Annotated in this window: 22 protein-coding genes and 2 tRNA genes; 19 read left to right on the top strand and 5 right to left on the bottom strand. The window is 67.4% G+C overall.

From position 1 onward, the window contains the following. Positions 1-6 precede the first annotated feature (6 nt). The 4 genes from WG903_RS12535 (at position 7) to WG903_RS12520 (ending at position 4,038) form a co-directional block, all read left to right on the top strand. Entirely contained in the window at positions 7-786 is a 780-nt protein-coding gene (locus WG903_RS12535; RefSeq protein WP_340075794.1) for an oxepin-CoA hydrolase, alternative type, read from the top strand. Positions 787-904: 118 nt separating this feature from the next. Continuing rightward, a complete protein-coding gene (locus tag WG903_RS12530; RefSeq protein ID WP_340075792.1) occupies positions 905-1,624 on the top strand; it encodes a Crp/Fnr family transcriptional regulator in 720 nt (239 codons plus the stop codon). Beyond that, entirely contained in the window at positions 1,621-2,736 is a 1,116-nt protein-coding gene (locus WG903_RS12525) for a phosphotransferase (protein WP_340075790.1), read from the top strand. Before WG903_RS12530 ends, WG903_RS12525 begins: the two co-directional genes overlap by 4 nt. A 27-nt stretch (positions 2,737-2,763) precedes the next feature. Continuing rightward, positions 2,764-4,038: an acyl-CoA dehydrogenase family protein gene (locus WG903_RS12520; protein ID WP_340075788.1), complete on the top strand. Its 1,275-nt coding sequence runs from the start codon at positions 2,764-2,766 to the stop codon at positions 4,036-4,038. A gap of 3 nt (positions 4,039-4,041) precedes the next feature. Here the strand turns inward: WG903_RS12520 and WG903_RS12515 are convergent, their stop codons facing one another. Then, positions 4,042-4,725, bottom strand: a complete 684-nt coding sequence (locus WG903_RS12515; RefSeq protein ID WP_340075786.1) for a hypothetical protein — start codon at positions 4,723-4,725, stop codon at positions 4,042-4,044. 65 nt (positions 4,726-4,790) lie between these two features. Between WG903_RS12515 and WG903_RS12510 the strand changes: the two genes are divergently transcribed. From WG903_RS12510 to WG903_RS12490, 5 genes are all read left to right on the top strand, one after another. Then, entirely contained in the window at positions 4,791-5,483 is a 693-nt protein-coding gene (locus WG903_RS12510) for a glutathione S-transferase C-terminal domain-containing protein (protein WP_340075784.1), read from the top strand. A gap of 47 nt (positions 5,484-5,530) precedes the next feature. Further along, positions 5,531-5,953, top strand: a complete 423-nt coding sequence (locus WG903_RS12505) for a MarR family winged helix-turn-helix transcriptional regulator (RefSeq protein ID WP_340075782.1) — start codon at positions 5,531-5,533, stop codon at positions 5,951-5,953. 13 nt (positions 5,954-5,966) lie between these two features. Further along, positions 5,967-6,043 (top strand) — tRNA-Pro (locus WG903_RS12500). 29 nt (positions 6,044-6,072) lie between these two features. Beyond that, on the top strand, positions 6,073-6,750 hold the full coding sequence (locus tag WG903_RS12495; protein WP_340075780.1) for a glutathione S-transferase family protein: 678 nt from the start codon (positions 6,073-6,075) through the stop codon (positions 6,748-6,750). 7 nt (positions 6,751-6,757) lie between these two features. Then, the gene (locus WG903_RS12490; protein WP_340075778.1) at positions 6,758-7,237 is read left to right on the top strand and encodes a VOC family protein; all 480 of its coding nucleotides are present in this window, start codon (positions 6,758-6,760) and stop codon (positions 7,235-7,237) included. Between the two features lie 9 nt (positions 7,238-7,246). Here the strand turns inward: WG903_RS12490 and WG903_RS12485 are convergent, their stop codons facing one another. After that, positions 7,247-7,429, bottom strand: coding sequence for a hypothetical protein (locus tag WG903_RS12485; protein ID WP_340075776.1), 183 nt, complete (start codon positions 7,427-7,429; stop codon positions 7,247-7,249). 159 nt (positions 7,430-7,588) lie between these two features. On the opposite strand from WG903_RS12485, the gene WG903_RS12480 reads away from it, so the two are divergent. Together WG903_RS12480 and WG903_RS12475 are read left to right on the top strand one after the other, a co-directional pair. Continuing rightward, positions 7,589-7,665 (top strand) — tRNA-Arg (locus WG903_RS12480). A gap of 31 nt (positions 7,666-7,696) precedes the next feature. After that, complete coding sequence (locus WG903_RS12475; RefSeq protein WP_340075774.1) at positions 7,697-8,545, top strand: hypothetical protein; 849 nt, start codon at positions 7,697-7,699, stop codon at positions 8,543-8,545. Between the two features lie 3 nt (positions 8,546-8,548). Here WG903_RS12475 and boxB read toward each other — a convergent pair whose 3' ends face one another. Genes boxB through WG903_RS12460 form a run of 3 tightly spaced genes read right to left on the bottom strand, consistent with a single transcriptional unit; the run spans position 8,549 to position 12,556 of the window. Then, positions 8,549-9,973 (bottom strand): benzoyl-CoA 2,3-epoxidase subunit BoxB, encoded by a 1,425-nt coding sequence (gene boxB / locus WG903_RS12470; RefSeq protein WP_340075772.1) that lies wholly within the window; start codon positions 9,971-9,973, stop codon positions 8,549-8,551. Position 9,974: 1 nt separating this feature from the next. Continuing rightward, positions 9,975-11,666, bottom strand: a complete 1,692-nt coding sequence (gene boxC / locus WG903_RS12465; protein WP_445263600.1) for a 2,3-epoxybenzoyl-CoA dihydrolase — start codon at positions 11,664-11,666, stop codon at positions 9,975-9,977. Then, positions 11,663-12,556, bottom strand: coding sequence for a helix-turn-helix transcriptional regulator (locus tag WG903_RS12460; RefSeq protein WP_340075770.1), 894 nt, complete (start codon positions 12,554-12,556; stop codon positions 11,663-11,665). The genes boxC and WG903_RS12460 overlap by 4 nt, the downstream gene beginning before the upstream one ends. 101 nt (positions 12,557-12,657) lie before the next feature. Between WG903_RS12460 and WG903_RS12455 the strand changes: the two genes are divergently transcribed. From WG903_RS12455 to WG903_RS12420, 8 genes are all read left to right on the top strand, one after another. Next, positions 12,658-13,131, top strand: a complete 474-nt coding sequence (locus WG903_RS12455; protein ID WP_340075768.1) for a flavodoxin domain-containing protein — start codon at positions 12,658-12,660, stop codon at positions 13,129-13,131. A gap of 4 nt (positions 13,132-13,135) precedes the next feature. Further along, positions 13,136-14,707: a benzoate-CoA ligase family protein gene (locus WG903_RS12450; RefSeq protein ID WP_340075766.1), complete on the top strand. Its 1,572-nt coding sequence runs from the start codon at positions 13,136-13,138 to the stop codon at positions 14,705-14,707. A gap of 81 nt (positions 14,708-14,788) precedes the next feature. Further along, positions 14,789-15,976 (top strand): ABC transporter substrate-binding protein, encoded by a 1,188-nt coding sequence (locus tag WG903_RS12445; protein WP_340075764.1) that lies wholly within the window; start codon positions 14,789-14,791, stop codon positions 15,974-15,976. 63 nt (positions 15,977-16,039) lie between these two features. Continuing rightward, positions 16,040-16,660 (top strand): LysE family translocator, encoded by a 621-nt coding sequence (locus WG903_RS12440; protein WP_340075762.1) that lies wholly within the window; start codon positions 16,040-16,042, stop codon positions 16,658-16,660. Further along, positions 16,660-17,523 carry a branched-chain amino acid ABC transporter permease gene (locus WG903_RS12435; RefSeq protein ID WP_340075760.1) on the top strand — a complete coding sequence of 288 codons (864 nt, stop codon included), beginning with the start codon at positions 16,660-16,662 and terminating at the stop codon, positions 17,521-17,523. The genes WG903_RS12440 and WG903_RS12435 overlap by 1 nt, the downstream gene beginning before the upstream one ends. After that, a complete protein-coding gene (locus tag WG903_RS12430) occupies positions 17,520-18,515 on the top strand; it encodes a branched-chain amino acid ABC transporter permease (protein ID WP_340075758.1) in 996 nt (331 codons plus the stop codon). Before WG903_RS12435 ends, WG903_RS12430 begins: the two co-directional genes overlap by 4 nt. Continuing rightward, positions 18,508-19,260, top strand: a complete 753-nt coding sequence (locus WG903_RS12425; RefSeq protein WP_340075756.1) for an ABC transporter ATP-binding protein — start codon at positions 18,508-18,510, stop codon at positions 19,258-19,260. Before WG903_RS12430 ends, WG903_RS12425 begins: the two co-directional genes overlap by 8 nt. After that, positions 19,257-19,970, top strand: coding sequence for an ABC transporter ATP-binding protein (locus WG903_RS12420; RefSeq protein ID WP_340075754.1), 714 nt, complete (start codon positions 19,257-19,259; stop codon positions 19,968-19,970). The genes WG903_RS12425 and WG903_RS12420 overlap by 4 nt, the downstream gene beginning before the upstream one ends. Positions 19,971-20,113 lie beyond the last annotated feature (143 nt).

Genomic DNA, 20,113 nt, shown 5'->3' with positions numbered 1-20,113 from the left:
AGCGCGATGCCCGCCGAACTGAAGAGCACCAGCCAGGGCCGCACCATGGTGCTGGCGATCAGCAACCCGGACAACCGCAACGCGCTGGACCCCGCGATGTATGCGGCGGGCGTCGAGGCGCTGAACGTCGCCGAGACCAACCCCGAGGTGCGCAGCGTGATCCTCACCGGCGAGGGTTCCATGTTCTGCGCGGGCGGCAACCTGCAGCGCCTGCAGGCCAACCGCCAGCAGCCGCCCGAGGTGCAGGCCCGCAGCATCGAGGGGCTGCACAGCTGGATCGAGGCGATCCGCACCTTTCCCAAGCCGGTGATCGCCGCCGTCGAAGGCCCGGCCGCGGGCGCCGGCTTCTCGCTGTGCCTGGCCTGCGACTACATCGTGGCCGCGCAGGACGCGGTGTTCGTCATGGCCTACAGCAACGTGGCGCTCTCGCCCGACGGTGGGGCCACCTGGCACCTGGCGCGCATGCTGCCGCGGCAGGTGGCCAGCGAGCTGCTCCTGGGCGGCGAGAAGATCGCCGCGGCCCGCCTGCATGAGCTGGGCGTGGTCAACCGCGTCACGGCTCCCGGGGCCGCCCTGGCCGAAGCGCTGGCGCTCGCCGAGCGCCTGAACGCGCGCGCGCCCAATGCGCTGGCCAGCATCAAGGAGCTGCTGAACGAGGCGAAGGACACCTCGCTCAGCCGCCAGCTGGCCGCCGAGCGCGACCACTTCGTGCGCAACCTGCACCACGCCAACGCCGGCATCGGCATCGAGGCCTTCCTCTCGAAGAAGCCGCCGCGCTACGAGTAGTTTCCTCCGCCTGCGGCGCCGGAAGGCGTCTCCTGTTACTCAGGCGACAACCCTGTTGGTGCAAGTTGGTCCCTCACGCGACAATGGGACCGGCCCCTAGTCACGCACCCGACAGACCATGGACGATCCCATTCTTAGCATCGAGGAACGAGAGGCGATCAATGCCGGTCGCTGGTTCTCGTCGCTATCACCCTCACTTCGACACGACATCCTGCGATGCGCCTACGTCAAACGCTACAAGGACGGCGAGCTGATCGCCGCACGCGGCGACATGGCGGAAGCATGGAGCGCGGTGGCGCGGGGGGCGGCCCGCGTGAGCTCGACGTCGATCACGGGCAAGCAGGTGACGCTGACGTACGTGGAACCGGGCATCTGGTTCGGCGACATCGCGATGTTCGACGGGGACCGGCGGACGCACGACGCGTTCGCGCACGGGGATACGACGCTGCTGTGCGTCTCGCGCGGGGACTTCAAGAAGATCCTGTCGCAGCACGTGGAGCTGTACGAGGCGCTGCTGCGCCTGCAGGCGCGCCGCCTGCGCCAGATGTTCGGCCTGATCGAGGACCTGAACACCTTGCCGCTGCGCGCGCGCCTGGCCAAGCAACTGGTGCACCTGGTGCGCAGCTACGGGGTGCCATCCCTGTCGGACGGTCGCGAGATGCGCATCGGCCTGCAGCTGGCGCAGGAAGAACTCGCGCAGCTGCTCGGGGCATCCCGGCAGCGCGTCAACCAGGAACTCAAGCAGATGGAGCGCGAGGAAGTGATCCGGATCGAGCCCGGCGGGCTCGTGATCCGCAACCGCGATGCGCTGATGCACATCGTGGAGAGCGACGAATGAGCCAGTTCGACCATTTCGTGGGCACGCGGCCGGTGGCCGACCAGCACCGCTTCGACGCCGCGGCGCTCACGGCCTGGCTGCAGGCGAACATCGAGGGCTTCCAGGGCCCGCTGACGGTGGAGATGTTCAAGGGCGGCCAGTCCAACCCCACGTACAAGCTCATCACGCCGTCGCGCAGCTACGTGATGCGGGCCAAACCCGGCCCCGTGGCCAAGCTGCTGCCCTCGGCGCACGCGATCGAGCGCGAGTTCGCCGTGATGAGCGGCCTGGCGGGCACCGCGGTGCCGGTGCCGCGCATGTACGGCCTGTGCGAGGACGAGGCCGTCATCGGCCGCGCCTTCTACATCATGGAGTTCATGCAGGGCCGCGTGCTGTGGGACCAGTCGCTGCCCGAGTTCACGCCCGCGCAGCGCGGCGAGATCTACGACGAGATGAACCGCGTGATCTCGGCCCTGCACACGGTGAAGTTCGCCGAGCGCGGCCTCGCCGGCTACGGCAAGCCGGGCAACTACTTCGAGCGCCAGATCGGCCGCTGGAGCAAGCAGTACAAGATGTCCGCCGACGGCGCGGGCCCGATGTCGCAGCCGATTCCCGAGATGGACCGCCTGGTCGAGTGGCTGCCGGCGCACATCCCCGCCGCGGCGCGCGACGAGGCCAAGGTGTCCATCGTCCACGGCGACTTCCGCCTGGACAACCTGATGTTCCACCCCACCGAGAACCGCGTGATCGCCGTGCTCGACTGGGAGCTGTCGACGCTGGGCCACCCGCTGGCCGACTTCAGCTACCACTGCATGGCCTGGCACATCCCGAACAGCTCGTTCCGCGGCATCGGCGACCTGGACCTCACCGGCCTGGGCATCCCGCGCGAGGACGAATACATCCGCCGCTACTGCGAGCGCACGAAGCTCACCACGCCCGGCGAGCTGAAGGCGGACTGGAATTTCTACATGGCCTACAACCTGTTCCGCCTCGCCGCGATCCTGCAGGGGATCGCCAAGCGCGTCGAAGCGGGCACGGCCTCGAGCGCGCAGGCAGCTTCGTCTGGCGCCAGTGCGAGGCCCCTGGCCCAGATGGCCTGGGCATTCGCCGAAAAATCCGCGTCAAGGCCCTAACAACCGATCATCCCCAAGGAAGGCAAGATGGATTTCGACTACTCCCCCAAGGTCAAGGACCTGCAGCAGCGCGTGCAGCGCTTCATGGACGACCACGTCTACCCCAACGAGAAGGCCTTCACGGACGAACTCGAGGCCAACACGAAGGCGGGCAAGCGCTGGAGCGCGCTGCAGACCATCGAGAAGCTCAAGCCGAAGGCGCGGGAAGCGGGCCTTTGGAACCTGTTCCTGCCGGTCGACAGCGCGCATGCCTCGGGCTACAAGGGCGCGGGCCTGACGAACCTGGAATACGCGCCGCTCGCCGAGATCATGGGCCGGGTGGGCTGGGCCAGCGAGGTGTTCAACTGCTCCGCGCCCGACACCGGCAACATGGAGACGCTGGCGCGCTACGGCTCCGAGGAGATCAAGGCCAAGTGGCTCAAGCCGCTGCTCAACGGCGAGATCCGCTCCGCATTCGCGATGACGGAGCCGGAAGTCGCCTCGTCCGACGCCACCAACATCTGCACCCGCATCGAAAAGCAGGGCGACCACTACGTCGTCAACGGCCACAAGTGGTGGATCTCCGGCGCGGCCGACCCGCGCTGCGCGGTCTTCATCACCATGGGCAAGACCGACCCCGAGGCGCCCCGGCATTCCCAGCAAAGCATGATCGTGATCCCGGCCGACACGCCCGGCATCCGCATCGTGCGGCCGCTGAACGTGATCGGCTACGACGACGCGCCGCACGGCCACGTCGAGATGTACTTCGAGAACGTGAAGGTGCCCGCCAACAACATCCTGCTGGGCGAAGGCCGCGGCTTCGAGATCGCGCAAGGGCGCCTGGGCCCCGGCCGCATCCACCACTGCATGCGCCTGATCGGCATGGCCGAGCGCGCGCTGGAGCTGATGTGCAAGCGCGCCCTGTCGCGCGTGGCCTTCGGCAAGACCGTGGCGCAGCAGACGGTGACGCAGGAGCGCATCGCCGAGGCGCGCTGCAAGATCGACATGGCGCGCCTGCTCACGCTGAAGGCGGCTTGGATGATGGACGTGGCCGGCAACAAGGTGGCGCGCACCGAGATCGCGATGATCAAAGTGGTGGCGCCGACGATGGCGCTGCAGGTGATCGACTGGGCCATGCAGGTGCACGGCGCGGGCGGCATGTGCGACGACTTCCCGCTGGCGCATTTCTTCGCCGGTGCGCGCACCCTGCGCTTCGCCGACGGCCCGGACGAGGTGCACCGCAACGCGATCGCCAAGTGGGAGCTGGGCAAGTACGGCGCCTACGGCAAGGATGCCGAGGCCGCGGTCACCCGCGGGAGCTGAGCGCTACTTCTTCCGGAACACGCCGACGGCCGCCTCGCACGCACTGGTGAAGATGCGTGCGGCGTGCTGCAGCGTGCCGAGCTCGGCCGGCGTGTATTCCATGCGCAGGTAGGCCTTGCCGTTCAGGAGCAGCAGCACGAAAGGCACTTCGGCCGACGGTGCGGGCCGGGGCCACTCGGTAAGCAGCTCGGCCAGCACGGGGTCGATCCAGGCGAGCGCGCAGGCGCGGTTGTCCGTGAGCACCGAGAAGCGCGTCCAGAAGTGCTCGGGCAGCTTCTCCCACGCCACCTCCTCGAACATCGCGAGCCAGCGCATCTCCTCGGGCAGGCTCGAGTCCACCGAGGTCTGCAGCGTGTTCGTGTACATCTCGTAGGCGCGCTTCTCGAGCGCCTCCTTCAGCGGTCGGTTCATGACCAGCACCGCGACGTCCTCGGGGATGCCCAGCTCCGCGCGGCCGCGCACTTCCTCGCCGAAGATGTAGTTGCGGGTGGGCTTGCCCAGCTGCAGCCGCCAGGGACGGCCGCCGATCTTGCCTTCGAGCGCGACGTTCTGGCCGCCGTCGAGGACGGAGAAGCCGAAGCCCTGGGTGGCGGCCCATTCGGACATGGGGCCCGCCGCGAACTGGGACGGCGTCTCCTCGGCGGATTTCGCCTCCTTGCTGAAGGCCTTCTTGATGCGCTCGAACATCGGCTTCCCGCTTCCCCTAAAGTGGTCCCATTATCGGATCAAACCCCCCGAACGGTAGCAAGCCAATGATCGACGTCTACACCTGGCCCACCCCCAACGGCCACAAGGTGCACATCATGCTGGAGGAATGTGGCCTCGCGTACACGGTGCATGCCGTGAACATCGGCGCGGGCGACCAGTTCGAGCCCGACTTCCTCGCCATCAGCCCGAACAACAAGATCCCCGCCATCGTCGACAGCGACGGGCCCGATGGCGGCGAGTTTTCGCTGTTCGAGTCGGGCGCGATCCTGGTGTACCTGGCCGGCAAGACGGGCAAGTTCCTGCCACGCGGCGACCGCAAGCGCTACGAGGTGCTGGAATGGCTGATGTTCCAGATGGGCGGCGTGGGCCCCATGCTCGGACAGAACCACCACTTCCGCCAGTACGCGCCCGAGAAGCTGCCGTACGCCATCGACCGCTACACGAACGAGGCCAAGCGCCTCTACGGCGTGATCGACAGGCGCCTGGCGAAAAGCGAATGGCTGGGCTGCGACGAGTATTCGATCGCCGACATCGCCACCTGGCCGTGGCTGCGCAACTGGAAGAACCAGGGCATCGAGCTCGACGCCTACCCGCACCTGAAGGCCTGGTTCGAGCGCATCGAGCAGCGTCCCGCGGTGCAGCGTGGCGTGCAGGTGCTGGCCGACCGGCGCCGCCCCATCACCGACGACAAGGCGCGCGAGGTGCTGTTCGGCAAGACCCAGTACGAGCGGCGCTAGGGGCTCCCGGGCCCCACGAACTGTCCAGCAAGGCCTATCATGGCCCGATGGCCGCGCGCACTCTCTCCAAGCCAGAGATCGAGGCGCGTTCGGCCTTCCGCCAGCAGCTGCGCCAATTCGAGCGCAGCGGCGAGGACACGGCGAAGAGCCACGGCATCACCTTCCCGCAATACCTCGTGCTGCTGCACGTGAAAGGCATGCCGGGCCGCTCCTGGGCCCTGGTCGGCGAACTCGCCGAACGCATGCTGCTGGAGCACCACAGCGTCGTCGGCCTGGTCTCCCGCTGCGAGGGTGCGGGGCTCGTCAAGCGCAAGCGCAGCCTGGAGGATGCGCGGCAGGTGGAGGTGCACCTCACCGCGAAGGGCGAGCGCGCCATGAACGCGGTGGCCGCGGCCCAGTCCGACGAACTCAAGGGCCTGCTGCGCTTCCTCGCGGCGGCGGCGAAGCGCTCGGTGCGCCGCCGGGCATAGAATCCCCACCTGTCGGAGCGTAGCGCAGCCTGGTAGCGCATCTGGTTTGGGACCAGAGGGTCGGAGGTTCGAATCCTCTCGCTCCGACCAAGTCGATCGAACCCACTGGAGGAGACGCCATGGCGCTGAAGATCTACTACCACCCCGCTTCCACCACCTGCCGGCCGATCATGCTGTTCGCGCGCGAACAGAAGGTCGACGCCGAATTCGTGCTCGTCGACCTCTTCACGGGCGAGCACATGCAGGAGGCCTATGCGCGGAAGAACCCGAACAAGCTGGTGCCCCTGCTCGAAGACGGCGACTTCCGCCTGACGGAGAGCTCGGCGATCCTCAAGTACCTGGCCGACCTGTCGAACTCGCCCGCCTACCCGAAGGACCTGAAACGGCGCGCGAAGGTCAACGAGATGATGGATTGGATCAATACGCAGGTCTGCCGCGACTTCGCGTACGGCTTCGTCTACCCCCAAATCTTCCCGTTCCACGACCGCGGCGACGAGGCCGTGCAGAAGGCCACGCTGGCCTGGAACGGCGAGCGCGCCCGCAAGTGGCTGCAGGTGCTCGATCGCGACCTGCTGGGGTCCCGCAAGTTCCTCTGCGGCGACGAGCTGACCATCGCCGATTACTTCGGCGCGTGCTTCGTCGCGCTGGGCGAAATCACGCGCAGCGACTTCAGCGCGTTCCCGAACGTGTCGGCGTGGCTCGGGCGCATGAAGCAGCTCCCGAGCTGGAAGCCGGTGTTCGAGGCCATCGACGGCTACGCGGCGTCGATGAAGGACAAGCAGTTCGCCAGCCTGTGAGGTCGCGATGCTGAAGAAGCTGCACCACAACGCCTACCGCTGCCGCGACTCGGAGGAGACGCGGCGCTTCTACCAGGACTTCCTGGGCCTGCCGCTCGTGCACACGCTGGAGATCAAGGAGACGAAAAGCGGGCGCAAGACCGGGACGCTGCACACCTTCTACCAAATGGACGACGGCTCGTGCCTGGCCTTCTTCGAGGCGCCGGACATGCCCTTCGAGTTCAAGGCGCAGCATGACTTCGACCTGCACATCGCGCTGGAGGTGGACCCGCCCGTGATCGACGACATGCTCGCCAAGGGCAGGAAGGCAGGCATCGAAACGCGCGGCCCGTCGGACCACGGCTTCATCCGGTCCATCTACTTCCGCGACCCCAACGGCTACGTGATCGAGCTCACGGCCAAGGAGGCGGGCCACGACGACGCGATGGACCCTGCGCGCAACGAAGCACGCGCGCGGCTCGATGCGTGGCAGGCCGCCAAGAGGTAGTCGCCCGGGTCACCACCAGCTCACGCGCGCGGTGCGCATGTGGCGCTCGGCGCGCGCAGTGGCCGCGAACGCCAGCTGCTCGGGCGCGCGGACGGCGCTGGCGGACACCAGCATCCTGAATTCACGCAAGAGCGAAGCCGGCTGCGGATTGCGAACCCGGATGGCCGGGGCGGCCTGGTTGCTCTTGCTCATCTTCCATCTCCTGGCCGAAGCGGCCTGGGACGCATTCAACTCCCATGCGAGCCCTCGCGCATCCCCCAATCGAGCGAGAAGCGCCGATCTGGAAACTTTGCCGCGGTACTTTTTGGCGGTTCATGCGCCGCAGGCCGCCAAGGGATAATCGGGCCCGCACTGCCCGTAGCTCAGTTGGATAGAGCAACAGCCTTCTAAGCTGTGGGTCGGGGGTTCGACTCCCTCCGGGCAGGCCAGTCGTACCCCGCGCATCGCAGACAACCATCCATGGCAACCATCCTCCTCATCACCGGCCTGAACAAGACCGGCACGCAGTCCCTGCAGGCGACGTGCATGCGCAACCGGGCGGAGCTCGCCCGGCGCGGCGTCGTCTACCCGGCTTTCGAATTCGGCGACGGCTGGCAGCGGCGCAACCACAACCCGTTGCTCGAGAGCTGCTTCGGTCGCCTCGAAGGCGTCGATGCCGCCACCCGGGAGCAGGCGCGGGCGGCGCTGAAAAGTACCCTGGGGGACGCGCAGCGCGTGATCCTCGCCGCCCCTGAACTCTCGGGCTTCGCACCGGCGCACCTTGGGGAACTGAGGCGCTGGATGCGCGCCCAGGGCCACACGTTGCAGCCGACCTGCATGGTCCGCCACCTGTCGAGCTGGACCCACTCGTTCACGGCTCAGCGCGTCACGGGCCGCCGCCGGCGCACCATCGAGCAGGTGGTCCAGACGTTCTCGGTGCGTGGGTTCGTGCGCTGGCGCATCGAGCTGCTGAAATCCGTGTTCCCCAAACTGCGCTTCGGCAGCTTCGAATCCGCCTTGAAGCACCCGCAGGGGCCGGCGGGCGCGATCCTCGAATCCTTCGGCGTGGACATTGCCGGCCTGAAGTTCGTCCGCGCCAACGAATCGGCAAGCGACGCCGCCGTGCGCGCCATCTCCGAACTGAACGCGCGCGACCGCACGGCCGACATCACGAAGCTGCTGGAGCTGCCCGGGCCCCGGTTCCGCCTGCTTCCCGCCGAATTCCCGCCGGAGCTGGTGGCGAAGCTCGACGAGGAGCGCGCTTGGCTCGGCACGGCGCTGGGCGAGCGCTTCGCGGGCGGGCCGATCGAACTGAAGCCCGCGGCGTAGGGCTCAGAGCTTCACGTACTCGTACTCGACCGGCTGCGCATTGATGCCGCGGTCGGGCGGCGCGATCCAGCCGGCGATCCTGCCGGGCTCGGTCACGCGCTGCATCAGGCTCTTGACGAAGCGCTGGTCGTCCTCGCTCGGGATCCACCCGTGCTTCTTCGCGTCGAACTCGGCCTGCGTGATCGGCTGGCCCTCGGGCGTGGTCGGGATGCCGGCCCACGCGCCGACGTCGCGGCGGAAGCGCGTGGACGGCAGCTTGAGCTCGAAGGCCACGCCCGCGCGCTTGATCATCATGTTCCAGCGCGTCACGCCGACGTTGCAGTCCTTGACGTACTCCAGCCGCGTCACCTCGTTCAGGCCGTTGCGCACGCTGATCGTCTCGTCCTTGAGCCCGCCCTTGCCGTCCGGGACCTGGAGGGTCATCGTGGTCTCGGCCTCGACGTGGTCGGCGAACTTGGCTTCGTCGGGCCGGCCCTTGATGCCGTTGCTGAAGTAGTTGGCGGCGTTGGACGACGACTCGGAGCCGAAGAGGTCGAGCGAGTCGGTGAACCAGTAGTTCAGGTAGCGCTGGATCGTCGGCAGGTCGATGGCGCCAGCGTTGCGGATGGCGCCGGGTTCGTCCGTGTCGAGCTCCTTCATCACTTCCAGCGTGCGCTTGATGACGCGGCCGATGCCCGTCTCGCCCACGAACATGTGGTGCGCTTCCTCTGTCAGCATGAAGCGCGTGGTGCGCGCCAGCGGGTCGAACGCGCTCTCGGCGAAGGACTTGAGCTGGAACTTGCCGTCGCGGTCGGTGAAGTAGGTGAAGCAGAAGAAGGACAGCCAGTTGTCCATGGGCTCGTTGAACGTGCCCAGGATGCGCGGCTTGTTGGGGTCGCCCGAATGGCGCTCGAGCAGTTCCTCGGCTTCCTCGCGGCCGTCGCGGCCGAAGTGCGCGTGCAGCAGGTACACCATCGCCCACAGGTGGCGGCCCTCTTCCACGTTCACCTGGAACAGGTTGCGCAGGTCGTACAGCGACGGCGCGGTGTGGCCGAGCATGCGTTGCTGCTCGACGGACGCCGGTTCGGTGTCGCCTTGCGTGACGATCAGGCGGCGGAAGGTCGAGCGGAATTCACCGGGCACCTCCTGCCAGACGTCCTGGCCCATGAAGTCGCCGAAACCGATCTTGCGGTTCTCTTCCTTGTCGGCCAGGAAGATGCCCCAGCGGTAGTCGGGCATGGGCGTGTAGCCGTAGCTGGCCCAGCCCTGCGCGTCCACGCCGACGGCGGTGCGCAGGTAGACCTCCTTGGCCTTGAAGTCGCTCGGGCCCATCTCGTCCCACCAGTTCAGGAAGGCGGGCTGCCACTTTTCCAGTGCGCGCTGCAGCTGGCGGTTGTCCGCCAGGTTCACGTTGTTGGGGATGAGGGCTTGGAGGTCAATCGAGGACATATCAGATCCGCTTCCAGTCGAACCTGGCCTTCTTGCCGGTCCCGAACAATTTGAGGGCGCCCTCTTCGCCGACGGCGTTGGGGCGGATGAAGATCCAGTTCTGCCACGCGGACAGGCGCCCGAAGACGCGCGTGAGCATCGTCTCCTTGCCCGGAAAGCGCAGCGATGCTTCCATGCCGGTGAGCGCATCGGGCGAGAGCGACGCGCGCTCCTCCAGCATGATGCGGATCTCCTCGTCCCAGTCGAGGTCGTCCGGCGTGAGCGTGACCAGGCCCAGTTCCAGCGCCTGGTCGGCGCGCAAGGCGCTGTCCTGCAGGCCGTGCAATTGCTCGATGGCCTTCGCGTCGTCGTAGAAGCGCGTCTGCAGGCGCGTGAGGCCATTGACCGCCGGGTAGCGGCCGAAATTGGCTTCGCTCAGTTGCAGCGACGGCGCGGCATCGGGCGAGTCCGGCAGGTCCAGCATGTAGATGCGGTCGCACGCCAGGGCCAGTTCGTAGAAGGTGCCGGCGAAGCAGGAGCCCTCGTCCACCAGCGCGATGAGCGAGCGGCTCGTCACGTCCAGGCGCGCGAGCGCGCGGCGCAGCAAGCCGGTGGTTTCGCGCACCAGCCAGTGCGACTTGTGCTTCTCGAGCACCTCGTCGGCCAGCATGACCTTGTTGTGGTCGCCGCGCGTCTTGAGGACCCAGGTGCCGACTTCGAGCTCGTTGGTGCGCAGGTTGAGGATGGCGTCGTCGAGCTCGCGCGCGAACTGCAGCGGCCACCAGGCGGTGCCGGCCTGCTCGATCGCTTCGGGCGTGGATTCGATGGACTTGGCCGGCGCGTGGACGGTGATCGTCGCGATGCGCTTGTCGCGGTCGACCTGCGCGTCGACGGTGGCGTAGTGGTAGCCCTGCTCGTCGATCTTCACTTGCAGCGGCGTGAGCGTGATGCCCTTCGCCGGGCCGCTGCGGTTCGACTTGGCGCGCAGCGCCGCGATTTCATGGTCGACCAGTTGCGGGAATTGCTGCGGCTTGGCATGCGCGTCGATCAATTTCCAGTCGCGCGCGCGGTCGGCACGCACGCCTTCGCTGGTCGTGCAGAAGATGTCGGCGAGGTCGCGGCGCACCTTGCGCTTGTCCGTCACACGCGTCAGGCCGCCGGTGCCCGGCAGCACGCCGAGCAGCGGCACCTCGGGCAGGCTCACGGTGGACGAGCGGTCGTCGACCATCACGATGCGGTCGCAGGCCAGTGCCAGTTCGTAGCCGCCGCCGGCGCACGCACCCGTCACGGCGGCCAATGACTTCAGGCCTTCGTGCTCGGAGGAGTCTTCCAGGCCGTTGCGCGTCTCATTGGTGAACTTGCAGAAGTTCACCTTCCATGCGTGCGTCGAAAGACCGAGCATGTAGATGTTGGCGCCCGAGCACCAGATGCGGTCCTTGGCGCTTTCGAACACCACCACCTTCACGCCGGGATGCTCGAAGCGGATGCGGTTGACCGCATCGTGCAATTCGATGTCGACACCGAGGTCGTACGAATTGAGCTTGAGCTTGTAGCCGGGCTTGATGCCGCCCTCCTCGTCGATGTCGAGCTTCAGGCGCGCGACGTCGCCTTCGACGGCCAGCGTCCAGTGGCGGTACCTCGACGGGTCGGTGGCAAAGCTCACCAGCTCGCGGTCGCCCTGCTTGAACAGGAGCGGCTCGGTCATGGCGTTCATCGTTTCGTCTCCTTGCCGGCGGGCACGGCCCGCTCGAGGTCTTTGAGGGATTGCTTGACGGTGCGCGACGCCGTGTCCACCACGGCATCGGCTCGCGCATACAGGGCTTCGCGGCTGGCCAGGATGCGGCGCAGGTCCTCCAGCGCCTCCCCGGTCGCGCCGCGCGTGGAATCGAAGGGGCGCATGTCGCCTTGCGCGACCACGCGGCCCATGTGTTCCTCGGGGCTGGCCTTGATCCACACGCAATAGAAGCGGCCCTGCAGCAGGTCGAAGGTCTCTCGCTCGCTCACGATGCTGCCGCCGGTGGTCATCACCACGCCTTCGGGGTATTCGTCGGCAATGCGCAGCAGCGCGCGCCGCTCGTAGCGGCGGTAGCCGGCCTGGCCGTGCAGCAGCAGGATCTCGTTCATGCTGGTGCCGGCCTCGCGCTCGATCTCGCGGTCCAGTTCGATGAAGGGCACGCCGCGCTGCTGCGCGAGCTGCTCGCCCAGCGTGGACTTGCCCGCGCCGCGCAGGCCGATGAGCGCGACCCGCTTGTCGCGGCCCTTGTCCTCGCCGATGCCGAACTGGTCGGTGAGCAGCTGGTAGGCCTGGTCGAGCTGCGTGTCGTCCAGGTGGCCGAGCAGGCCCTGCACGCGGGCCAGCGCGGGGCGCGGCGAATCCTGCAGCAACTCGATCAGCGAGATGTTCAGCGCGCGCGCCGTTGCCTCCAGCGAATTGACGGAGGCGTTGCCCTTGCCGCCTTCGACGTCGGCGAGGAAGCGCTCGGACAGGCCCGAGTCCTCCGCCAGCTGCTTGCGGGTCATGCCCCGGCGCGCCCGCCAGGCGCGGATCCGCGCGCCCAGCTCGGGGAGCGTTGCGCGGGCTTCCTGCTCAGTCAGGGTTTGCATGGGTCAAGAACTTTCTGCGGGGGACTTGCGCTGGATCAAGATTGCAGTATACTTCCTGTCATCCCGCTGTCAAGCAGTTTAGTGCATATCGGAGATACCGGATGAAGCTCAAGATCCTCGTCGGCACGATGACCAACACGGCCGAGTACGTCGCGCAGGCCATCGAGATGGATTGCGCCGGCCTCATCGACGAGATCGAGATCACGATGATGGACGGCTTGTCCATCGACGTCTTCGACGAGGATGCGCTTTACCTCATCTGCACCTCCACCTACGGCTCCGGCGACGTGCCCGACAACGCGCGCGCCCTGTACGACTCCCTCGACACCAATCCCAAGTACCTGGGACACGTGAAGTACGGCGTGATCGCGCTGGGCGACCGCACCTACCAGCAGACCTTCGCCTTCGGCGGCCGCAAGTTCGACGAGCGCCTGTCGGGCCTGGGCGCGCAGCGCATCGGCGACCTCTTCATCCACGACGCCAGCGCCGGCACGATGCCGGAAGAACTCGGCACGGCCTGGTGCCGCGAGTGGCTGCCGGTTGCAGTCGCAGCGATGACGAAGCAGCCGGCCTGACGCCATGCACCTCAGTCACGCGGATCACGGCAGCACCCCGCCCCGAATCGAGATCCCGCGCGACTACAACGCGGCGCACGACCTGCTTGCGCGCAACGCGTCGCGCAGCGAGAAGGTCGCGTTCATCGACGGCGCCAGCGGCGCGCAACTGACCTACGGCCAGCTGGCCGAGCAGGCGCATCGCTTCGCGAATGCGCTGCGCAAGCAAGGCATCGCGCCCGAAGCGCGCGTGATGCTGGCCATGCTCGACACGCTCGAGTGGCCGGTGGTGTTCCTCGGCTGCATCCTTGCCGGCGTCGTGCCGGTCGCGGCCAACACGCTGCTGACCACGAAGGACTTCGAGTTCATGTTGCGGGACTCGCGCGCGCAGGTGCTCTTCGCCTCCAAGCCCCTGCTCGCGACGTTCGAGCCGCTGGTCGGCAAGATCGGGTCGCTGCGCTCGATGGTGATCGCGGGCGAGACCGGGCCGAATTCCGTCGCCGCGATGATCCAGTCCGGCGCGGCCGACGCGCGCGTCGAAAGCACGTGCAGCGACGACCCCTGCTTCTGGCTGTATTCGAGCGGCTCCACCGGCACGCCCAAGGGCACGGTCCACCTGCACTCGCACTTGATCCAGACCGCCGAGCTCTATGGCCGCGGCGTGCTGGGCATCCGCGAGGACGACCTCGTCTTCTCCGCCGCCAAGCTGTTCTTCGCCTACGGCCTGGGCAACGCCCTCACCTTCCCCATGAGCGTGGGCGCCACCACGGTGCTGTGGCCCGCACGGCCGACGCCGGCCGATGTCTTCGGCGTACTCACCAGGTTCAAGCCCACGATCTTCTACGGCGTGCCCACTCTGTATGCCGCACTGCTCGCGGATGCAAACCGCCCGAAGAAAGCGGATGTCGCGATGCGCGTGTGCACCAGCGCCGGCGAGGCGCTGCCGGCGGAGATCGGCAAACGCTGGACCGCCGAATACGGCTGCGAGATCCTCGACGGCATCGGCTCCACCGAGATGCTGCACATCTTCCTGTCGAACCGTCCGGGCGAGGTGCGCTACGGCACCACGGGCAAGGCGGTTCCCGGCTACGAGCTGCGCATCGTGGGCGACGACGGCCGCGAATGCGGCGACGGCGAGATCGGCGAGCTGCAGATCAAGGGCCCGAGCGCCGCGCTGATGTACTGGAACAACCGCGCCAAGACGAAGGCCACCTTCGCCGGCGAATGGACCAAGAGCGGCGACAAGTACACGCGCGACAAGGACGGCTTCTACACCTACGGCGGGCGCAGCGACGACATGCTCAAGGTTGGCGGCATCTACGTCTCGCCCTTCGAAGTCGAGGCCTGCCTGATGACGCATGCAGCGGTGCTGGAAGCCGCCGTGATCGGCGTGGCCGACACCGACGAACTCGTGAAGCCCAAGGCCTACGTCGTGCTCAAGCCCGGCCAGCAAGCCAGCGCCGAGGACCTGCAAGTCCACGTGAAGAACGCGCTCGCCCCCTACAAGTACCCGCGCTGGATCGAGTTCGTGCCCGAGCTGCCGAAGACGGCGACGGGCAAGATCCAGAGGTTCAAGCTGCGGGCGGCGAACGCGTAGGGAAATTCAGGTGGCGTTCGCGGCGAACTTGGGTTAAAAATACTTTAAGCCTAAACAATCCAGAAGAAGGAGCCCCCACCCATGACCACCCGCCGCCTCGTCCTCACCCGCAGTGCCGCCATCGTCGGCGCCGCGTCCACCGGCCTGCTGCTGCCGCAGATCGTTCGTGCGCAGTCGAACAAGGTGCGCGTCGGCCTCATGCTCCCGTACACCGGCACCTTCGCGCAGCTGGGCGTCGCCATCGAGAACGGCGTGCGCATGGCGATCGCCGAAAAGGGCGGCAAGCTGGGCGGCCGCGAGATCGAGTGGTTCAAGGTGGACGACCAGTCCGAGCCGGCCAAGGGCGTTGAGAACGCCACGCAGCTCGTGCAGCGCGACAAGGTCGACGTGCTCATCGGCACCGTGCACTCGGGCGTGCAGATGGGCATCCAGAAGGTCGCGCGCGACTCCGGCGTCCTCAGCCTGATCCCCAACGCGGGCGTGCATGCCGCCACGCGCGCGCTGTGCGCCCCCAACGTCTTCCGCACCTCGTTCACCAACTCGCAGCCCACGCTGGCGCTGGGCAAGCCGATGGTCGACAAGGGCCTGAAAAAGGCTGTGTGGATCACCTGGAAGTACGCGGCGGGCGACGAAGCCTTCGAAGGCTTCCGCGACAGCTACACCAAGGCCGGCGGCACGATCGTGAAGGAGCTGGGCCTGCCCTTCCCGAACGTCGAGTTCCAGGCGCTGCTCACCGAGATCGCGTCGATCAAGCCCGATGCGGTGGCGTGCTTCTTCGCCGGTGGCGGCGCGGCCAAGTTCATCCGCGACTACGCGGCTGCGGGCCTGAAGGACAAGATCCCGCTGTGGGGCTCGGGCTTCCTCACGGAAGGCGTGCTCGATGCAGCCGGCCCCGCGGCCGACGGCATCATGACCACGATGCACTACAGCGATTCGCTCGACACGCCGCGCAACAGGCAGTTCCGCACGGCCTACGCCACGCAGTTCAAGCTGCAGCCCGACGTCTACGCGGTGCAGGGCTACGACACGGGCCTGCTGCTGGTGCAAGGCGCCAACGCAGTGAAGGGCGACCTGTCGAACAAGCAGGCCCTGTACAAGGCCATGGAAGGCGCGAAGATCGACAGCCCGCGCGGCACGTGGACCATGAGCCAGGCGCACAACCCGATCCAGGACATCTACCTGCGCCGCGTCGAGAACAAGGAGAACAAGGTGATCGGCGTGGCCGCCAAGGCGCTGTCCGACTCCGGCGCCGGCTGCAAGATGGGCTGATTCCCTCGCGACGCGACAATGGGAGGTGAAGGCCTCCCATTTTTTTGACCCTCGCATCTCCCGATGACGCTTTCGACCTATCTCCTCTTCCTGGTTGCGGTGACGCTGCTGATCGTCACGCCCGGCCCGACGATGCTGATGACGCTCACGAACTCCGTGAACCACGGCCCATGGCGTGCGTTGGCCTCCCTGTCGGGCGCGCTGGCAGCCAACTTCGCCATCATGGTGCTGTCGGCCCTTGGCCTCGGCGCGGTGCTTGCGGCATCCGAGGCCGCGTTCACGACGCTCAAGGTGATCGGCGCGGCCTACCTGGTCTGGCTGGGCATCCGCACCTTCCGCGGCGCGGGCGGCCTCGACATGGGCGCAGCCGGCCCGCCGCGCGGCGGGTCGCTCTTCATGCAGGGCGTGCTGGTCGGCGCGAGCAACCCGAAGTCGCTCCTCTTCTTCACGGCGTTCTTCCCGCAGTTCATCGACCCCTCGGCGCCGTTCCTGCCGCAGTTCCTGCTGCTGTCGCTCACCTTCGTGCTCGGCGACTTCCTGATCCTCGGCGCGGGCGCATTCGGCGTCGGGCGCGTCGCGCCCTGGCTGCGGCAGGCGCACGTGGTGCGGTGGATCAACCGCGTGTGCGGCGGCCTGTTCGCCGTGCTCGGCGGCCTGCTGCTGTTCGCGCGCCGCAACGCCTGATGGACGTCTCCAACTTCCTGATCCAGCTGCTGAACAGCGTGCAGTACGGCCTGCTGCTGTTCATGCTCGCCGCAGGCCTGACGCTGATCTTCGGGATCATGGGCGTGGTGAACCTGGCGCACGGCAGCTTCTACATGCTGGGCGCGTACCTGGCGTGGTCGCTCTCCAGCCTGACGGGCAGCTTCACGATCGCCGTGGTCGGCGGCGCGCTCCTGTCGGTCGCCTTCGGCCTGCTGCTGGAGCGCCTGCTGTTCCGCCATTTCTACGACCGCGACCACCTCGACCAGGTGCTGCTCACCTTCGGCCTGATCTACATCTTCGAGGAGTCGCGCTCGCTGCTGTGGGGCGACGACGTGCACGGCGTGACCATCCCGTCGCTGCTTTCCGCGTCCATCCCCCTCACCGACACGATGTCCTACCCGGTGTACCGCCTCTTCATGTCGGGCGTGTGCATCCTGCTCGCGCTCGGCCTGTACTTCCTGATCTCGAAGACGCGCCTGGGCATGAAGATCCGCGCGGGCGCCTTCAACCGCGACATGACCGAGGCGCTGGGCGTCAACATCAAGTTCATCCACGCCATCGTGTTCGCGATCGGCGTGGCTCTGGCCACTGTCGCCGGCATGATCGCCTCGCCGATCTCCAGCGTGTACCCGAACATGGGCTCGCAGGTGCTGATCATGTGCTTCGTGGTCGTGGTGATCGGCGGCATCGGCTCCGTGCGCGGTGCGCTCATCTCCGCGCTGCTGGTGGGCTTCGTCGACACCTTCGGCAAGGTGCTCTTGCCGCAGGTCGCCGGCATGCTGGTCTACATGCTGATGGCCGCCGTGCTGCTGTGGCGTCCCGAGGGCCTGTTCAAGCAATGAGCACCAAGGCCAACCTCGAGTCGCTGCCGCGCAGCCTGAACGCCGTGCTGGCCGTGGGCTTCCTCGCGCTCGCCGTCTTTCCTTTCGTGGGCACCGACTTCTATGCGCAGGTCGTGGCACGCATGATGATCCTGGCGATCTTCGCGATGAGCCTGGACCTGCTGCTGGGCGTGACCGGCCTCGTGTCGCTCGGGCATGCGGCCTTCTTCGGCCTCGCGGGCTACACGCTCGCCTTCGTCACGCCGCAAGGCGAAGCCGCGAGCCTGTGGTGGACGCTGCCGGCATCGGTGGGCGCCTCGGCGCTGGCGGCGCTGGTGATCGGCTTCTTCGTGGTCCGCACCAAGGGCATCTACTTCATCATGGTGACGATGGCCTTCGCGCAGATGGTCTATTACCTGTTCTTCGACAACAAGGTGCTGGGCGGCTCCGACGGCCTCTACGTCAACTTCAAGCCGAAAGCGGTGCTGTTCGACCTGGAGAACAAGACGGCCTTCTATTACTTCGTGCTGGCGATGCTGCTGGCCACGTACCTTTTCCTGCGCCGCCTGCTGTTCAGCCCGTTCGGCCGCGCGCTCGCGGGCATCCGCGTCAACGAGCACCGCATGCGCGCCATCGGCTTCGGCACCTTCGGCTACAAGCTGGCGGCCTTCACGCTGGCCGGTGGGCTCGCGGGCCTGGCGGGCTACCTGTGGGCCGCGCAGACCGGCTTCGTGAACCCGGAGCTCATGGGCTTCCACATGAGCGCGCACGCGATCATGATGGTCATCCTCGGGGGCATGGGCAACTTCGCCGGCGCGATCGTCGGCGCCTTCGCCTTCGAGTGGCTCCTGCACTTCTTCCAGGACCTGCCCGCCGTCGGCTCCTTCCAGACCGGCAAGCACTGGCAGCTGTGGATGGGCCTGTTCATCGTGCTGGTCGTCACCTTCGCATCGCGCGGACTCATGGGCGCGGCGGCGCGCATCCTCGCGCGCAAGGAGCAGGCGCATGAGTGACGCGCTGCTCGTCGCATCGAACCTCACGAAGCGCTTCGGTGGCCTCGCCGCGGTGAACGACGTCTCGCTCGAGCTGCACCAGGGCCGCATCCATGCGGTGATCGGGCCCAACGGCGCGGGCAAGTCCACCTTGACCAACCTGCTCTCGGGCGACCTGCCGCCCACCAGCGGCCGCGTGGTGCTGGCGGGCCACGACGTCACGGGCTGGAACCCCGAAAAGATCTCGCGCGCGGGCCTGGGCCGCAGCTACCAGAAGACCAACATCTTCCTGCCCTTCACGGTGTGGGAGAACGTGCGCCTGTCCGCGCAATCGCGCCAGCCGCACGCCGCGCGCTGGCTGAACCTGGCGACGGGCTTCGCGGCGACCAACGAGCGGGCCGAGCGCGCGCTGGAACTGGCCGGCCTGAAAGACCGCCGCAACGCCACGGCGGGCGCGACCAGCCACGGCGAGCAGCGCCAGCTCGAGATCGCGATGACGCTCGCCACCGGCCCGCGCGTGCTGCTGCTGGACGAGCCGCTGGCCGGCATGGGCACGGCCGAAGCCGAGCGCATGGTGCAACTGCTGCTGAAGCTGAAGCCCGGGCACGCCATGATGCTCGTCGAGCACGACATGGACGCCGTGTTCGCGCTGGCCGACCAGTTGACGGTGATGGTCAACGGGCAGGTCATCGCCAGCGGCACGCCGCCGCAGGTGCGCGCCGACGCCAACGTGCAGGCGGCGTACCTCGGCGAGGAGCACGCATGACGGACATGCTCATCGCAGCCAAGGGGCTGCACACCTACTACGGCCAGAGCCACATCCTGCGCGGCATCGACTTCCACGTCGCGCGCGGCGAGACCGTGGGCCTCATGGGCCGCAACGGCATGGGCAAGAGCACCTTGCTCAAGACGCTCATGGGGCTGGTCAAGCCGCGCGGGGGCACGGTCCAAGTCGCCGGCAAGGAGATGACGGGCCGCGCGCCGTACGAGATCGCCCAGCTGGGCATCGCCTACGTGCCCGAGGGCCGCGGCATCTTCGGCAACCTGTCGGTGAAGGAAAACCTCGAGATGGCCGCACGCGCGGGAACGCGCGGCCAGCGCGACTGGACCTATGCCCGCGTGCTAGACACCTTCCCGCGCCTGAAAGAGCGCCTGGGCCACGGCGGGCAGCAGCTCTCGGGCGGCGAGCAGCAGATGCTCACCATCGGCCGCGCGCTGATGACCAACCCCGACGTGCTGATCCTCGACGAGGCGACCGAAGGCCTCGCGCCGCTCATCGCCCGCGAGATCTGGCGCATCTGCGCGCTCATCCGTGAAAGCGGCATCTCCAGCGTGATCGTCGACAAGAACTGGAAGCACGTCACGCAGGTCACCGACCGCAACGTCATCCTCGTCAAGGGCGAGGTGGTGTTCACCGGCTCTTCCGATGAGCTGCGCGCGCAGCCGGCGCTGCTCGACCAGTACCTCGGCGTGTAGCACAGGCGCGGCTTTCCCATGGTCGAGCAAATCCTTCACGCAAATCGCACGGTCGAGTCGGCGCGCACTCGCATTTCCGTCATTCGCCCTCCCGGCGCCAAGTAGTTCAGGCGCCGCTTCCGGTGTAGGCGCGGGACTACGCC

The sequence above is a fragment of the Ramlibacter sp. PS4R-6 genome, assembly GCF_037572775.1.
Taxonomy (GTDB): Bacteria; Pseudomonadota; Gammaproteobacteria; order Burkholderiales; family Burkholderiaceae_C; genus Ramlibacter.
This window is presented reverse-complemented; position numbering and strand designations above follow the sequence as displayed.

Bases quoted from the DNA above. Each gene is read 5' to 3' on its own strand.
- WG903_RS12460 (WP_340075770.1), bottom strand. From the start codon at position 12,556: ATGCAAACCCTGACTGAGCAGGAAGCCCGCGCAACGCTCCCCGAGCTG.
- WG903_RS12505 (WP_340075782.1), top strand. From the start codon at position 5,531: ATGGCCGCGCGCACTCTCTCCAAGCCAGAGATCGAGGCGCGTTCGGCC.
- WG903_RS12530 (WP_340075792.1), top strand. From the start codon at position 905: ATGGACGATCCCATTCTTAGCATCGAGGAACGAGAGGCGATCAATGCC.
- boxB (WP_340075772.1), bottom strand. From the start codon at position 9,973: ATGTCCTCGATTGACCTCCAAGCCCTCATCCCCAACAACGTGAACCTG.
- WG903_RS12490 (WP_340075778.1), top strand. From the start codon at position 6,758: ATGCTGAAGAAGCTGCACCACAACGCCTACCGCTGCCGCGACTCGGAG.
- WG903_RS12510 (WP_340075784.1), top strand. From the start codon at position 4,791: ATGATCGACGTCTACACCTGGCCCACCCCCAACGGCCACAAGGTGCAC.
- WG903_RS12455 (WP_340075768.1), top strand. From the start codon at position 12,658: ATGAAGCTCAAGATCCTCGTCGGCACGATGACCAACACGGCCGAGTAC.
- WG903_RS12535 (WP_340075794.1), top strand. From the start codon at position 7: ATGCCCGCCGAACTGAAGAGCACCAGCCAGGGCCGCACCATGGTGCTG.
- WG903_RS12430 (WP_340075758.1), top strand. From the start codon at position 17,520: ATGAGCACCAAGGCCAACCTCGAGTCGCTGCCGCGCAGCCTGAACGCC.
- WG903_RS12520 (WP_340075788.1), top strand. From the start codon at position 2,764: ATGGATTTCGACTACTCCCCCAAGGTCAAGGACCTGCAGCAGCGCGTG.
- WG903_RS12485 (WP_340075776.1), bottom strand. From the start codon at position 7,429: ATGAGCAAGAGCAACCAGGCCGCCCCGGCCATCCGGGTTCGCAATCCG.
- WG903_RS12435 (WP_340075760.1), top strand. From the start codon at position 16,660: ATGGACGTCTCCAACTTCCTGATCCAGCTGCTGAACAGCGTGCAGTAC.
- WG903_RS12450 (WP_340075766.1), top strand. From the start codon at position 13,136: ATGCACCTCAGTCACGCGGATCACGGCAGCACCCCGCCCCGAATCGAG.
- WG903_RS12475 (WP_340075774.1), top strand. From the start codon at position 7,697: ATGGCAACCATCCTCCTCATCACCGGCCTGAACAAGACCGGCACGCAG.
- WG903_RS12440 (WP_340075762.1), top strand. From the start codon at position 16,040: ATGACGCTTTCGACCTATCTCCTCTTCCTGGTTGCGGTGACGCTGCTG.
- WG903_RS12420 (WP_340075754.1), top strand. From the start codon at position 19,257: ATGACGGACATGCTCATCGCAGCCAAGGGGCTGCACACCTACTACGGC.
- WG903_RS12515 (WP_340075786.1), bottom strand. From the start codon at position 4,725: ATGTTCGAGCGCATCAAGAAGGCCTTCAGCAAGGAGGCGAAATCCGCC.
- WG903_RS12425 (WP_340075756.1), top strand. From the start codon at position 18,508: ATGAGTGACGCGCTGCTCGTCGCATCGAACCTCACGAAGCGCTTCGGT.
- WG903_RS12445 (WP_340075764.1), top strand. From the start codon at position 14,789: ATGACCACCCGCCGCCTCGTCCTCACCCGCAGTGCCGCCATCGTCGGC.
- WG903_RS12525 (WP_340075790.1), top strand. From the start codon at position 1,621: ATGAGCCAGTTCGACCATTTCGTGGGCACGCGGCCGGTGGCCGACCAG.
- boxC (WP_445263600.1), bottom strand. From the start codon at position 11,666: ATGAACGCCATGACCGAGCCGCTCCTGTTCAAGCAGGGCGACCGCGAG.
- WG903_RS12495 (WP_340075780.1), top strand. From the start codon at position 6,073: ATGGCGCTGAAGATCTACTACCACCCCGCTTCCACCACCTGCCGGCCG.